This window comes from Streptomyces antibioticus, assembly GCF_002019855.1.
Taxonomy (GTDB): domain Bacteria; phylum Actinomycetota; class Actinomycetes; order Streptomycetales; family Streptomycetaceae; genus Streptomyces; species Streptomyces antibioticus_B.
The window spans coordinates 1690764-1704625 of sequence record NZ_CM007717.1; the positions used below are offsets into that span (position 1 = coordinate 1690764).

12 protein-coding genes are annotated in these 13862 nt (G+C 73.3%); 1 reads left to right on the forward strand and 11 read right to left on the reverse strand.

The genetic code is table 11. From position 1 onward, the window contains the following. Positions 1 to 14: 14 nt before the first annotated feature. The 11 genes from AFM16_RS07485 to AFM16_RS07535 all read right to left on the reverse strand — a co-directional run bounded on the left by AFM16_RS07485 (position 15) and on the right by AFM16_RS07535 (position 12909). Positions 15 to 1712 carry a flavin monoamine oxidase family protein gene (locus AFM16_RS07485; RefSeq protein ID WP_030785775.1) on the reverse strand — a complete coding sequence of 566 codons (1698 nt, stop codon included), beginning with the start codon at positions 1710 to 1712 and terminating at the stop codon, positions 15 to 17. 63 nt (positions 1713 to 1775) lie between these two features. After that, positions 1776 to 2564 (reverse strand): carbon-nitrogen hydrolase family protein, encoded by a 789-nt coding sequence (locus AFM16_RS07490; protein ID WP_078632849.1) that lies wholly within the window; start codon positions 2562 to 2564, stop codon positions 1776 to 1778. A gap of 168 nt (positions 2565 to 2732) precedes the next feature. After that, on the reverse strand, positions 2733 to 3842 hold the full coding sequence (locus AFM16_RS07495; RefSeq protein ID WP_078632850.1) for an MFS transporter: 1110 nt from the start codon (positions 3840 to 3842) through the stop codon (positions 2733 to 2735). Positions 3843 to 3990: 148 nt separating this feature from the next. Beyond that, complete coding sequence (locus tag AFM16_RS07500) at positions 3991 to 4368, reverse strand: DUF742 domain-containing protein (RefSeq protein WP_030785785.1); 378 nt, start codon at positions 4366 to 4368, stop codon at positions 3991 to 3993. 7 nt (positions 4369 to 4375) lie between these two features. Next, positions 4376 to 4822 carry a roadblock/LC7 domain-containing protein gene (locus AFM16_RS07505; protein WP_078632851.1) on the reverse strand — a complete coding sequence of 149 codons (447 nt, stop codon included), beginning with the start codon at positions 4820 to 4822 and terminating at the stop codon, positions 4376 to 4378. Beyond that, a complete protein-coding gene (locus tag AFM16_RS07510; protein ID WP_078632852.1) occupies positions 4812 to 7406 on the reverse strand; it encodes a sensor histidine kinase in 2595 nt (864 codons plus the stop codon). The genes AFM16_RS07505 and AFM16_RS07510 overlap by 11 nt, the downstream gene beginning before the upstream one ends. A gap of 102 nt (positions 7407 to 7508) precedes the next feature. Beyond that, positions 7509 to 8963: an HAD-IA family hydrolase gene (locus tag AFM16_RS07515; RefSeq protein ID WP_078632853.1), complete on the reverse strand. Its 1455-nt coding sequence runs from the start codon at positions 8961 to 8963 to the stop codon at positions 7509 to 7511. Between the two features lie 42 nt (positions 8964 to 9005). Beyond that, complete coding sequence (locus AFM16_RS07520) at positions 9006 to 10067, reverse strand: ABC transporter ATP-binding protein (protein ID WP_078632854.1); 1062 nt, start codon at positions 10065 to 10067, stop codon at positions 9006 to 9008. A 6-nt stretch (positions 10068 to 10073) separates the two neighbouring features. Further along, positions 10074 to 10886, reverse strand: coding sequence for an ABC transporter permease (locus AFM16_RS07525; RefSeq protein ID WP_030785795.1), 813 nt, complete (start codon positions 10884 to 10886; stop codon positions 10074 to 10076). After that, the gene (locus tag AFM16_RS07530; RefSeq protein WP_030785798.1) at positions 10874 to 11770 is read right to left on the reverse strand and encodes an ABC transporter permease; all 897 of its coding nucleotides are present in this window, start codon (positions 11768 to 11770) and stop codon (positions 10874 to 10876) included. The genes AFM16_RS07525 and AFM16_RS07530 overlap by 13 nt, the downstream gene beginning before the upstream one ends. Continuing rightward, positions 11767 to 12909, reverse strand: coding sequence for an ABC transporter substrate-binding protein (locus AFM16_RS07535; RefSeq protein ID WP_078632855.1), 1143 nt, complete (start codon positions 12907 to 12909; stop codon positions 11767 to 11769). Before AFM16_RS07535 ends, AFM16_RS07530 begins: the two co-directional genes overlap by 4 nt. A gap of 211 nt (positions 12910 to 13120) precedes the next feature. Here AFM16_RS07535 and AFM16_RS07540 point away from each other — a divergent pair, with 211 nt between their 5' ends. Then, positions 13121 to 13861, forward strand: coding sequence for a GntR family transcriptional regulator (locus AFM16_RS07540; RefSeq protein ID WP_030785804.1), 741 nt, complete (start codon positions 13121 to 13123; stop codon positions 13859 to 13861). Position 13862: the final 1 nt, after the last annotated feature.

Genomic DNA, 13862 nt, shown 5'->3' on the forward strand with positions numbered 1-13862 from the left:
CCTCGGTGTCCCGGTCAGTCCTCGGGGAGTTCGACCGGTGCGATCTCGTCGTACACGTCACCGGGGCCGGGGTTGGTGGCGTCGGTCGTGCCGCCGAAGTGGTGCATGACGCCCCAGACGGCGTTCAGCGCGGTCTGCACGGCGCCCTCGGCCCAGCCGGCCGTCCAGGAGATGTCGTCGCCGGCCAGGAAGATGCCCCGCTTGTCCTCGGGCAGCCGGTCCTGCATGAAGTGCGTGAACAGGCGCCGCTGGTAGCGGTAGTGGCCGGGCAGGTTGGCCTTGAACGCGCCCATGAAGTAGGGCTCGTTCTCCCAGGACACCGTCACCGGGTTGCCGATGATGTGCTTGCGGATGTCGACCTTGGGATAGATCTCGCCGAGCGACTTCAGCATGACCTCCATCCGCTCGTTCGCGGACAGCGGCAGCCACTTGAGGCTGTCGTCGCACCAGGTGTACGACAGGCAGATCACGGCGGGCTTGTCGGGGCCGTCGTCCAGCAGGTAAGTGCCGCGGGTCATCCGGTCGGTGAGCGTCATCGACATGACGTCCCGGCCCGTCTCCTCGTCCTTGTCCAGCCAGAACGGCCGGTCGACCGGGACGAACAACTTGCTGGACTCCATGTAGTGGGTGCGCTCGATCGCCGTCCAGTGGTCGATCGGGAAGAGCGAGTCGTCGCAGGCGATCTTCGACAGCAGCATCCAGGACTGGGCGGTGAAGATCGCCGCCTTGTAGGTGCGGATGTCGCCGTTGGCGTCCGTCACGGTGATCGCGTTGCCGGCGGTGCGGTGCAGCCGGGTCACGGCCGGGCGGGGCGCGCCGTCCTCGTGCAGGCTCGCCAGCGAGGTGCCCTGCGCCCAGTGGACGATCTTCTGCGGCGCCCGCTCCCACAGCCGCAGCGGCAACTGCTGGGAGCCGCCGACGATCCCGCGGTGGTGGTCGTCGGCCTCGGTGTAGACGACCCGCAGGATCTCCAGGATGGAGTTGGGGAAGTCGGTGTCCCAGCCGCCGGTGCCGAAGCCCACCTGGCCGAAGATCTCGCGGTGCCGGAAGGACCGGAACGCCTCGGAGTCGCAGAGGAAGCCGTAGAAGGTCTGGTTGTCGAGCTTCTCGACCAGCTTCGCCCAGATCTCGCGGATCCGGGGCACGTCCCGCTCGCGCATGGCCTGGTTCATGTCGGAGAAGTCGGCGCCCTCTTCGAGGCACTTGTTCCAGGCCGCGGCGACGTCACGGTAGACCTGCGGGAGGTCCTCCACCGTCTCGGCGTAGTGCGACTCGCCCTTGAGGTCGACGACCGTCGAAGGGGTGGTCTCGGCGAGCGGGTTGGGGAACGGACGGGTCTGAAGACCCACCAGGTCGATGTAGTGCTGGAGGGCCGTGGAGGACGGCGGGAAGCGCATCGCGCCCATCTCGGCGGTGAGCGAGGGGTCGCAGCCCTCGAAGCCCACCGTGCGCAGCCGGCCGCCGATCTTGTCGGCCTCGTAGACGACGGGCTTGAGGCCCATCTTCATCAGCTCGTAGGCGGCGATGACACCGGAGAGTCCGCCGCCGATGACGGCGACCTCGGCGCCGTGCTCGGTCGCCGGGATCTGGCCGAGCCCCGCCGGATGGGCGAGGAAGTCGTCGTAGGCGTACGGGAAGTCCGGGCCGAACATGGTGATCGGCGGCTGCTGCTCGTCGGTGTGCTCGACGGCGTTGGGCACCATGGACGTCATGGGGTACGGACTCCTTGCGGCAAAGATGAGCGGGGGGGGTGGGGGCGGGGCGGGCTGCGGAGGTCAGACCAGGGACCCGTAGAGGCCGGGGCGGCGGTCGAGCAGATACGGGTTGGCCGCGCGGGAGGCGGCCAGGGCCTCGGGGTCGGCGTCGGCGAACACCAGGTCCTCGCCGCGTCCGGCGCGGGTCCGGGCGACCCCGTCGGGACCGGCCAGCGTGGAGAGCCCGACGAACTCGAACTCGCCCTCCGGACCGACCCGGTTGACGTACGCCACGTACATCTGGTTCTCGAAGGCGCGCACCGGGATCATGGACTCGGCGACGAACTGGTACGGGTGCATCTGCGCGGTCGGGACGAGCAGGAGGTCGGTGCCGGCCAGGGCGTGGCCGCGGACGTTCTCCGGGAACTCGACGTCGTAGCAGATCAGCAGGCCGACGGTGAGTCCGCCGAGGGTGGCCTGGACGACCGGCTCGGTGCCCGGCGTGAAGTGGTCGCGCTCGAAGCAGCCGAAGAGATGGGTCTTGCGGTAGTTCGCGAGCCGGTCGCCGTCGGCGGAGACGAGCTGGACGGAGTTGTGCACGACGTCACCGGCGCGCTCCGGGTAGCCGTAGGCGATCGCCAGGCCGTGCCGGGCGGCCAGCTCGGCGACCGCGTCGGCGGAGTCGCCGTCGGCGGGCTCGGCGAGGCGGCCGATGCCGTCGCCGATCGCGTAGCCGGTGAGGAACATCTCCGGGGTGACGAGCAGCGCGGCGCCCGCGGCGGCGGCCCGGCCCGCGGCCTCGTCGAGGACCTTGAGGTTCTCGACGACGGAGCCGGGGCGGCCGGAGCTCTGGAGCAGGGCGGTGCGCATGCGGGATCCTCACCGGGACGGGGATTCGGGGGGTTGATTCGAAGGTACGGCGGCGGCGTGAGCCGGACAAGAAGGAGCCGTTGCGCGCCGGTGAGCGGAACGTTGCGTGCCCGGGGCGCCCGGCGGCGATTCGTTGCGCGCCGTGATCGCGGGGGTCCGGGGCGGCCCTCACCTTCTCCTCGCCGAGGCCGTCACCACCGCTGTGACCAGGTACGGAACCGCGCACAGCGCGAAGGCCGCGGCATGGCCGCCGAGGCCGGCGAGGGCCGCGTAACCGGCGTACACGCCGATGGTGACGGCCTCGGTGCCCAGGCTCGCCACCGAGGTGAGGGTGGCCCGGGCGCCGTCCTCGATGCGGTGCTGGAGCCGGACGTCGGCCAGGACGGTGGCGAGCTGGAACCCGCCGAAGGCGAGGGCGACGAGCGCGATGCCGGCCGGTGTGCCGGTGACCGCGCCGGCGGCGAGGGCGAGCGCCGAGACGGTGAGCAGGACGGCGAACCCGGTACGGCCCAGCCGCTCGGCGGGCCCGGCGAGCAGGCTGCCCGCGGTGACCCCGGCCCAGAGCAGCATGAGCAGATAAGGGACGGTCGCGTCGGCGACGCCGGTGTCACGGACCAGCAGCGGTGTGTACTCGTCCAGGGCTCCCCAGACCGCGGAGACGGCCGGCACCAGCAGCAGCGCGCCCCGCACCGAGCGGTCCCGGTGGGCCTCGCCGAGCCCGGCGCGCAGGGTGGCCGCCCAGCCGGGGCCCTCGGTGCCGTCGGTGCCGTCGGCCGGGGCGCGGTGTTCGGGGAAGCGGGTCGCGGTCGCGGCGCACAGCAGACAGGCCAGCACGCTGGCGGCGCCGACCGCCGGGTAGCCGTGGGCGGCGAAGAGCGGGCCGGCCAGGCCCATGGCGGCCATCGCGGCGGCCTGTCCGACGGCGTGGGCGCGGCCCATCACCCGGGCGTACCGGTGGGCGGCGCCGAGCCGCTCCAGTTCCTCGTAGACGAGGGCCTCCAGCGCGCCCGAGCCGAGCGCGCCGCGCACGCCCCACAGGACGAATCCGGCCGCGAACGCCCAGTACGAGGGGACGAGCACCCACAGGGCGAAGCCGGCGGCGCCCAGCAGCGGGCCGAGCCACAGCAGGGCGCGGCGGGAGAAGGCGTCCGCCCAGGCGCCGGAGGGGACCTCCAGCAGGACTCCGGTCGCCGACCACAGGACGAACAGCGAGGAGATCTGCCAGACGGACAGGCCGGTGTCGGCGAACAGCAGCGCGTACACCGGGTACAACAGCACGAACTCGTCGAGGAACGCGTAGCCGTAGAGCGTGCCGGTGAGCCGCCGGACTCCGGTCGCGGCGGGGTGTCGGGGTGCGGGTGAGGATCAATGTCGCCAGGTCATGTCTTCGATGGTAGACAGCCGGGGCGCCGCTGCCCAGCGGATTTCAGAGTTCGCGGAGCCGGTCGACGATCTCCTGGAGCAGGCCCGGGTCCGCCTTCAGGCCCGGGGGCAGGACGCGGCGCGGCGGGTCGATGCGCAGGAGGCCGGCCTCGGCCAGGTCGCCGAGCAGCACGCGGACGACGGTCAGGGGCAGGTCGGCGTCCGCGGCCAGCTCGACCACGGGGCGCGCTCCGCGGCGCACCAGGTCCAGCAGGGCGCTGCGGGCGTGATCGACCTCCGGGCCTGACGGCTCCGCGTCCAGGGCGGTGACCCAGGACATCAGGTCGATGGTGTGCCGCCCCGAGGGCTGGGTGCGGCCGCGGGTGACGGTGTAGGGGCGCACCATCGGCCCGGTCTCGTCCTCGTACCAGTGGTCCGTCACAGCCGGATCAGGTGGCCGTGCGCGCGGCGGCGTCCAGATGGCTGCCCAGCCGGCGGACCAGCAGGGCCGTCTCGTGGGCGAGCTGTCCGACGTCGGTGCGCACGTCGCTGAGCACGGCCAGCCGGCTGCCGTCGCCGGCCGGGGTGATGAAGAGGTACGCCTCCTCCAGCATCACCATCGTCTGCCGGACCTCGCCCGCCTCGAAGCGCTCGCCCGCCGAGCGGGCCAGGCTGTGGAAGCCGGAGCAGACGGCGGCCAGGTGCTCGATGTCCCGTCCCGGCATGCCCTCCGAGTGGCTCAGGGGCAGGCCGTCGGCGGTGAGGAGGACGGCGTGGCGCACATGGTCGGTCCTGGCGACGAGGTCGTCGAGCAGCCAGCCGAGGCCCGTGCCGGGTGCGCCGGGGGCGTCGGCCTCGGGTGCCACGGGCTCGGGGGTCTGGTCGTCACTGTGCATGGTCGGCCTCCGTGCCTTCGTCGCCGTCTCTCCGCGTGGGCAGGCCCTGGCGGCCGCGTTCCAGACCTCGTTGGAAGGAGCCGAAGACGGCCCGCATCTCCTCGGCGTCGACCTCGCGCTCGGGGGTCGCGTCCCGGGCGGGCGGCTCGTCGCGCAACGGCGCGGCCAGCGACGCCTGCCGCACACGCCGGGGCAGCGCGGACGCCGGGGGCCCGGCCGGTGCCGGGGCGCCACCGGATCCCTCGGTCCCGGCCGGCGCGGTGCCCGCCGAGCCCACGGGCCCCCGGCCCCCTTCGTGCCCGGTGGACGGGGCCCCTTCCCGGACTCCGTGCGTGAGCGGTCCCGGGGCACGGTCGTGCCCGGCCGGCGGCTCGGCGGGACCGGGGGCCCCGGCGACGTGGTGCTCCGGGACGCGGTCGCTGAGCGGCCGCGCGGTGTCGTGGGCCTCACCGGTGCGATGCGCCGGGCGGGCGGTGTCCGGGGTCCGGGCCTCCGGCACGGCACGGCCGGACGTCCGGGCGTCCTCGGGTGCCGGGACTCGGTCGGTGAGCGGCCGCGCGGTGTCGTGGGCCTCGCCGGTGTGGTGTGCCGGGCGGGCGATGTCCGGGGTCCGGGCCTCCGGGACGGCATGGCCGGGCGTGCGGGCGTCCTCGGGCGTCGCGTCGTCCGTGGGAGTGGCCGGGGCCAGGACCGTCGACGGGAGGAGTACCACCGCGGTCGTGCCGCCGTAGGGCGAGTCGCGCAGGGTGACCTGGATGTCGTGGCGTGCGGCGAGGCGTCCGACGACGTAGAGGCCGAGCCGGTCGTGCCGGGTCGGGTCGAAGGCGTCCGGGTCGGTGAGCGTGCGCTGGGCGTCGGCGAGCTGGTCGGGGTCGAGGCCGAGGCCCCGGTCGTCGATCTCCACGACGAAGCCGCCCGACACCCGTCCGGTCCGCACGGTGACCTGGGTGTGCGGCGGGGAGAACACCGTGGCGTTCTCCAGCAGTTCGGCGATCAGGTGGACCACGTCGGCCACGGCGTCGGCGGCGACACCGATCTCGGGCATCGGCGGGACGACGACCCGGGTGTAGTCCTCGATCTCGCCCACCGCGGAGGACACCACGTCCGCGACCGGCACAGGGCGTCGCCACCGGCGCCCGGGGACCGCGCCGGACAGGATGATCAGGCTCTCCGCGTGGCGGCGCATCCGGGTGGTGAGATGGTCGATCCCGAAGAGCTGGCCGAGGATCTCCGGGTCGTCGGTGCGCCGTTCCAGGGTGTCGACGAGCTTGAGCTGGCGGTGGACCAGCGCCTGGTTGCGGCGGGCGATGTTGAGGAGCACCGCGAACAGGCCGCGGCGCAGGGTCGCCTGGGTGACGGCGGCCTCGACGGCGGCCAGGCGGGCGCTGTTGAAGGAGCGGCCGACCTGGTCGATCTCGTCGGCATCGCCCTCCTCGGCGGCCAGCGGCGGCGCCTCGGCGACGGCGTCCACGTCGTCGCCGGCGCTCAGCCGCCGCATCACGTCGGGGAGTTGGCGGGTGGCGAGCAGGTCGGCGTCGTCCCGCAGGGTCTCCAGGCGCCGGGAGATGCGCCGGGCGCCGCGCACCGAGAACCACAGCGACAGGCCGACGGCGGCCAGTCCGACGAAGCCGGCCACGGCCGCCTTGGTGAGTTCCCCGTAGGCGAAGTCCCGGCCGCGGGCGGCGGAGTTCTCGGCGGACTGGGTGCACAGCTCCATGTAGCGCTTGACGGCGCGGTCGGTGGTGGTGCGCCAGGTGTCGGCCGCGACGGCCTTCCCGGCGCGCGCCGGACCGGCCCGCAGCAGGGCGTCCTCGCCCTCGACCAGCGAGCGGTGCAGCTCCCCGCGCTGGAAGCTCTCGAAGAGGGCGCGCGAGTCGGCCGGCAGGTCCGGCACGTAGGTGTGCTCGAAGACGCGCCGGTCCTCGATGGTGGCCGTCAGGGTGTCGTACTGCCGGTCGGTCAGGGTGCCGGCGGCACGCGCCCCGGCGACCAGGGCGTCCTCGCGGGAGACGAACTCCCGTACCCGGACGAGTTCGATGACGACCTGGGCCTCGCGGGCGAGCTGTCCGGCCTGGAGGGCGGTGAGCGCGGACTCGGCGTCGAAGCCGGGTTCCACGATCGCGCCGTACTCGGTGACGGCCCGGTCCCAGGTGAGCTTGCGGGAGAGGACCCGGTCGCGCAGCGGGTCGAGGCCGTCGGAGGCCCGGAGCATCGTCTCCAGCGACTCGCGCTGGGTGCCGGTGAGCCGGCTGCGGTCGCCGTCCTGGATCGCGTCGCGCATGGCGCTCACGGCGCGGTCGGTGCGGCGCTGCTGGGCGAGGAGTTCCCCGGCGGCGTCCGTGTCGTGGGACGCGCCGAGGTAGGCGGCCGACAGCCGCCGCTCGATCTGGATCTGACCGACGGCGGTGTCGACGGGGGTGCCGAAGTCCTCGTAGACCCCCTGGAGGCGGATCAGGGCGCGCAGTTCGGCGGTGACCGACACCATGGCGAAGGTCCACAGTGCCATCAGGGCCACCACCGGGGCGAGTGCGAGCGCCACGATCCTGGTGCGGACGGTGGTGGGACGGCCGACGGGCCAGCGCATGGATTACCTGCCGTGGTTACCAGTCAGTACTCAGTACAAAGTGCGGCACAAGCTACGGGATGATCAGTCGGCGCCGCAATGGTTGCCACGGGTTACTTCAGATCACTTCTCGGTCACGACGAACGTGGTGATCACCGCCGCGTGGTCGGACGGCCAGGCGTTGTCCTCGACGTCCGGCCAGGGCCGGGGCGTGCCGCGGACGTAGGTCCGGGAGTCGAGAACCCGCAGGCCACCCCGGTGCAGGACGTAGTCGATCCGGTCCTGGGGCTCGGGGCGGCCGCTGCCGTCCTCGTGCTCGGCGTGCACCGGGGACCAGGTGTGGCCGGGGTCCCGGACGGGGTCGGGGTGCGCCTCGCGGTAGGAGTCGGCGAAGCCCGCCGCCTCGGCCGCCTTCGTCACCGGCCAGGGGGCGTCGGTCCGGTCCAGGTGGGAGGGGCAGTTGAAGTCGCCCACGAGAACGACCGGGCCGGCCGGGCCGCTGTCGCCGATGCGCTCCAGGGCGTCCCTGAGCTGCGCGAGCCGCACCTCCTCGTGGGCGACCAGGCCGGCGGCCGGCAGCGCGTCGAAGGCGGCCTCGTAGGGCCCGTACGGCGTGTAGTGGAGGTGGGCCGTCCAGATGTCGGCCTCCACGCCCTCGGCGATCCGGACGCGGGCGCCGGCCGCGCCGTAGAAGCCGACGTCGGGGTCGCCGAGCCGCGCCGTGACGGGGAAGCGGCTGATCACGCCCAGGTTCTCGCCGGCCTCGTGGACGTACCAGCCGAGGGCGTCGGCGAGTTCCCGGGCGGCGGTGCCGTTCGTCTCCTGGAGGCCGACCACGTCGACGTCGGTCTCCGTGATGGCCTTGAGCTGCTTGGCGCGGTGGTCGCGGACCTTGGTGCCGCCGTACCAGAGGTTCCAGGTCATCACCCGCAGCCGGTGCGGCAACAGGGCGCGCAGGTCGGCGACGGTGACGCCCTCCAGGCTGGTCCGCAGGGTCCGGCCGGGCGCCGCCGGGACGGGCGCCAGGGAGGGTACGGCGAGGACCGCGCAGCCGGCCGCCTCGGCGGAGGCGACCCCGGTCTCGGTGTCCTCGACGGCGACGCAGGCCGCCGGGTCGACGCCCAGGGCCCGGCAGGCGGCCAGGTAGGGGTCGGGGGCGGGCTTGGTGCGGCCGGTGTCGTCGGCGGTGACGGAGACGGCGAAGCGGTGCGTGCCGAGCGCGGCCAGCACGGTGTCGGCGACCGCACGCGGGGAGGCGGTCACCAGGGCGGTGGGGATGCCCTCGCGGGCGAGGGCGTCGAGCAGGGCGAGGGCGCCGGGGCGGGGGGCGATGCCGGTGCGGACGCGGTCGGCGAACTCGCGGTGCAGGGCCCGCGCGAGTCCGGCGGCCGGGGCGCCGGTGGCGGCGGCCAGCCAGTCGGCGGTGTGCTCGACCGCGCGGCCGAGCACGTCCGGCCGGTCCGCCTCGGTCAGCGTCCGGCCGGCCACCTGCTCCACCGCCTCCCACCACAGGCGCTCGGTGTCGACGAGCGTGCCGTCCATGTCGAACAGGACGGCCTGGAGCGGGAGTCGAGTCACGGTTCTCTCTTTCGTACGGGCGTGGGGGGATGTCGAAGGCGTTCAGGACGTACGGTCCGCGACCAGCACCGGGCGCGGCGGCAGCGACACGGTCACCGGGGAGCCGGCGGCGAGTCCGGCGGCCTCGTGGGCGGGCAGGTCGGCCTTCACCTCGGTGCCGTCGGCGAGCCGGACGGTCACGCGAACGGCCGCGCCCAGGAAGGACGTTGCGGACACGAGGGCGTCGCCGTCGGCGTCGGCGCTCACCCGGACGGCTTCGGGCCGGACCAGGACGTCGACCTCGGCGGCCGTCGGCAGGGGGCCGTCGACGGGCAGCCGCTGTCCGAGCACCTCGACCTCGCCGCCGGCCGTGCGGCCCGGGATCCGGCTCATGGTGCCGACGAACTCGGCGACGAACGCGGTGGCGGGCCGCCCGTACAACTCGGCGGGTTCCGCGCACTGTTCGAGGCGTCCGGCGTGCATCACGGCGACCCGGTCCGCCATGGACAGGGCCTCCTCCTGGTCGTGGGTGACGAACAGGGTGGTGATGCCCAGCTCCCGCTGGAGCCGGCGGATCTCCTCGCGCAGGCTGAGCCGCACCTTGGCGTCGAGCGCCGACAGCGGTTCGTCCAGGAGCAGGACGCGGGGCCGCAGGGCGAGGGCGCGGGCCAGGGCGACGCGCTGCTGCTGGCCGCCGGAGAGCTGGTGCGGGAACCGCCCGCCCTTGTCGGCGAGGCCGACCAGCTCCAGCAACTCGGCGGCCCGGGCCCGCCGTTCGGCCGTGCGCACCTTCCGCATCCGCAGCCCGAAGGCCACGTTGTCGAGCGCGTCGAGATGCGGGAAGAGGCTGTACGACTGGAAGACCATCCCGGCGTCGCGGCGGTGGGCCGGGATCCGGGTCACGTCCTCGCCGTCGACCAGCACCGCGCCGGAGTCGGGGTGTTCGAAGCCGGCGAGCAGCCGCAGGGCGGTGGTCTTGCCGCAGCCGGACGGGCCCAGCAGGGCGAGGAGTTCGCCGGGCCGGACGGTCAGGTCGAGTCCGTCGAGGGCGACGGTCGGCCCGAACTCACGGCGCAGGGCGCGGAATTCGACGGTCGCGGCCTTCTGAACGGTCGTCACGGTCATGGTGGTTCATCCCCGGGAGGTTGGACGGGTGCGGCCGCCGACACCGGCGAGCGCGAGGAGCAGGAGCCAGGTCACGAGCAGGCTGAGCACGGACACCGCGACGGAGAGCTGGGCCTGCGAGCCGCTGACGTTCACGATCCACACGGCGAAGGGCCGGAAGCCGAGCAACTGGGCGACGGTGAACTCGCCGAGCACCAGGGCCAGCGTGAGGAAGGACGCGTTGAGCAGGGCGCCGCGCAGATTGGGCAGGACCGCCCGCAGCAGCGCCTGCGGCCAGTTGGCACCGCAACTGCGGGCGGCCTCGACGAGGGTGCGGACGTCGACGGCGCGCAGGCCCGCGTCCAGCGCCCGGTAGACGAACGGCAGCGCCATCACGACGTAGGCCAGGACGAGGACGAAGGGGAAGTCCGGGTTCTGGACGGCCACGAAGGTCTGGAACAGCGGGGTGCGGGAGAAGTGTTCGGGCCCCCAGCGCAGGACCGTGCCGATGCCGGCCACGAAGGCGATCGGCGGCACGACCAGCGGCAGCGAGCAGACCACCTCCACGACCGGCCGCAGCCGGGGTGAGCCGAGGCGCAGCGCGACCACGGCGGGCACCGTCAGCAGCAGGACGACGGCGATGGTCGCGGCGGCCAGCTCCAGGGAGAGCAGCAGGCTGGAGGTGAAGCCCTCGGTGGCGAAGATCCGGGTGTAGGCGTCGAAGGTGACGCCCTGTCCGGGGACGTCGACCGTGAAGACGACGGAGGCGGCCAGCGGCACCAGGAAGTACAGGCCGGCGAGGCCGAGCACGCCCCACCGCCACAGGTTCAGGCGAGCCATCGCGCGCTCCTTCGCTGGAGGGGCAGGTAGACGGCCATCACCAGGCCCGCGACCAGCACCATGTCGAGGCTGAGGGCGAGCGCCACGTTCTCCTGCCCGACCAGCACGTTGCCCGAGATCGCGTCGGCGATCTGGAGGGTCACCAGCGGGATGGAGCTGCCGACCATGGCGGCGGCGGTGGCGTAGGCGGCGAAGGCGCTGCCGAACAGGAGCACCAGACCGCCCAGGAGCGAGGGCAGCAGCACCGGCAGGGCCACGTGCCGCCAGTACTGGGCGGGGGTGGCGCCGTTGTTCTGGGCGGCCTCGCGCCACTGGGGGCGCAGGCCCTCCAGGGCGGGGGTGATGGTGAGGACCATCAGCGGGATCAGGAAGTACAGGTAGACGATGACCAGTCCCCAGAAGCTGTAGAGGTCCCAGCCCTTGTCGGTCAGGCCCAGATGCCGGGTCAGGACGCCCGCGTTGCCGAGGGTGGCGACGAACGCGAAGGCCAGCGGGACCCCGCCGAAGTTGGCGAGGACGCCGGAGGCGGTGAGGACGGCCTCGCGCAGCGCGCGGAACCGGGAGGTCACCACGGCCTGGGCGAGCGGCAGCCCGAGGAGCGCGCCCAGGCCCGCCGAGACGGCGGACAGCTTGACGCTGCCGAGCAGGGCGGTGAGGTAGGCGCCCTGGAGCGAGGCCGTGAGGTTGTCGGCGGTGTAGGCGGTGGCGCCGGTGGCCGGGTCGTCCACGGTGAACGCGCCGTTCAGCATGGCGAGGGCGGGCAGGCCGAAGGCCAGGGCGGTGAAGGCGAGCAGCGGGACGACGGCGACCCAGCCGAGGGACCGGCGCCGCCGCTTCGGTGAAGCGGCGGACGCCGTGTCGACCCGTACGGCGGTGGCCGTCATCCGGAGACGGCCTTCGCCCAGCCCTGGGCGAGCACGGTCTTGGCCTTGCTCTGCTGCTCCTCGCTCGGGAAGGCGGGCGTCCCGGAGACCTGGGGCAGCTTGGCGGCGGCCGCCTTGTCGAGGGTGCCGGCCTGGTCGAGGGCGTTCATCAGCACCGGCCGGGCGTAGCCGGCGAGCCAGAGGTTCTGGCCCTCGGCGCTGTAGAGGTACTCCTGCCACAGCCGGGCGGCGGCCGGGTGCGGGGCGTCCTTGTTGATGGCCTGGGAGTAGAACTGGGCGAACTGTCCGTCGGAGGGGACCGCGACCTTCCAGTCCACGCCCTTGGTCCTGAACTCGTCCGCGTAACCGGCGTTGAGGTAGTCCCAGTCGATGCTGATCGGGGTCTCGCCCTTCTCGACGGTGGCCGGGGTGGACTCGACGGGCGTGTAGTTGCCGTTCTTCTTCAGCTTCGCGAAGAAGTCGAGGCCGGGCTGGATGTCGTCGAAGGAGCCGCCGCTGGCGAGCGCGGCCGCGTAGACGCCGCCGAAGGCCGCGCCGGACTTGGTGGGGTTGCCGTTGAGGGCGACCTGGCCCTTGTAGCGGGGCTTGAGCAGGTCGGCGAAGGTGGTGGGGCAGGAGCTGACGCGCTTGGCGTCGCAGCCTATGGAGATGTAGCCGCCGTAGTCGTTGTACCAGCGGCCCTGGGCGTCCTTCTGGCCCTCCGGGATGTCGTCGAACGCGGCCACCTTGTACGGCGCGAGCAGGCCCTGCTCGGCGGCGCTCAGCGCGAAGGAGCTGCCGAGGTCGAGGACGTCCGGGGCGCGGTCCTGGCCCTTGCGGGTGGTGACGGCGTTGATCTCGTCCTGGCTGGAGCCGTCCGGGTTCTCGACCTCGATCTTGATGCCGTACTTCTTCTGGAAGCCGTCGATGAGGGCGCCGTAGTTGGCCCAGTCGCGGGGCAGCGCGATGGCGTTGAGCGTGCCTTCCTTCTTCGCCGCCTTCACCAGGGCGTCGAGACCGCCGAAGTCGGCGGCGGAGGTGGCGGTGGCGGCGTTCTTGCCGTCGGCGGTGGTGGAGTCGTCGGGGGCGGCGCCGCAGGCGCTCAGGGCGAGCGCGGCGACGACGCCGAGGGCGGCGGTTCTCGGCAGGGACACGGTCACGGCTTCTCCAGGGGACGCGTGAGAATGCAGGAGACGAGGGCAACTTGTCTGAACAAGTTGCCCTCAGTACGCACGCCGCTGGTGTCCCCTTCATGAACACCGGCGAAACCCTGAGCCCCGATTTCACGGACAGTTGCGACCGGGGGCGGGTCGCGCCGCGGGTCGACTACGCTGGTCAGACTGTGCACAGCGGTCGACACGAAGGGGAAGCATGCCGGCGCGACACGAGGAGATCGCCGACGAACTGCGCCGCGCGATCGGCCGCGAGGAGTACGCGGTCGGTGCGCTGCTGCCCGCCGAGACCGACCTCGCCACCCGCTACGGCGTCTCGCGCGGCACGGTCCGCCAGGCCGTCGCCGCCCTGACCGCCGAGGGGCTCATCGGCTCCCGGCAGGGCGCCCGCCGGGTGGTGCTGGCCAGCCGCCGCAGCCAGAGCTTCGCCGAACTGCGCAGCTTCGCCCAGTGGGCACGCGCGATGGGCCGCGCCGCGACCGGCCGGGTGGTCGCGCAGGAGTACCGGCCGGCCGGCGCCGAGGACGCCGTACGCCTCCAGGTGGACACCGGAAGCCCGGTGCTGCACGTGCTGCGGGTGCGCGGTCTCGACGGCGAACCGGTGCTGCTGGAGCGGACCGTGTACGCCGACTGGATCGCCCCCGCCGTCGAGCCGATCGAGCCCGACTGCCCGTCCGTGACACAGCGTCTGCTGGACGACACCGGGCTGGTCTTCGCCTACGGCGAGCACGTCATCGACGCGGTCGCGGCGGGGGCGCGGGACGCCGAGCTGCTCGGCGTGCGCCGCACCAGCCCGCTGCTGCGGGTCCGGCGGGTGACGACCACCTACGAGGGGCGTCCGGTGGAGTGGTCGGACGACCGGTACCGCTCGGACGCGGTGAGCTTCAGCGTCCACAACTCGATCGGCAACAACGCGCTGGCGCGCAAGACGGCCGGATGAG

Bases quoted from the DNA above. Each gene is read 5' to 3' on its own strand.
- AFM16_RS07485 (WP_030785775.1), bottom strand. From the start codon at position 1,712: ATGACGTCCATGGTGCCCAACGCCGTCGAGCACACCGACGAGCAGCAG.
- AFM16_RS07490 (WP_078632849.1), bottom strand. From the start codon at position 2,564: ATGCGCACCGCCCTGCTCCAGAGCTCCGGCCGCCCCGGCTCCGTCGTC.
- AFM16_RS07505 (WP_078632851.1), bottom strand. From the start codon at position 4,822: ATGCACAGTGACGACCAGACCCCCGAGCCCGTGGCACCCGAGGCCGAC.
- AFM16_RS07510 (WP_078632852.1), bottom strand. From the start codon at position 7,406: ATGCGCTGGCCCGTCGGCCGTCCCACCACCGTCCGCACCAGGATCGTG.
- AFM16_RS07520 (WP_078632854.1), bottom strand. From the start codon at position 10,067: ATGACCGTGACGACCGTTCAGAAGGCCGCGACCGTCGAATTCCGCGCC.
- AFM16_RS07525 (WP_030785795.1), bottom strand. From the start codon at position 10,886: ATGGCTCGCCTGAACCTGTGGCGGTGGGGCGTGCTCGGCCTCGCCGGC.
- AFM16_RS07530 (WP_030785798.1), bottom strand. From the start codon at position 11,770: ATGACGGCCACCGCCGTACGGGTCGACACGGCGTCCGCCGCTTCACCG.
- AFM16_RS07540 (WP_030785804.1), top strand. From the start codon at position 13,121: ATGCCGGCGCGACACGAGGAGATCGCCGACGAACTGCGCCGCGCGATC.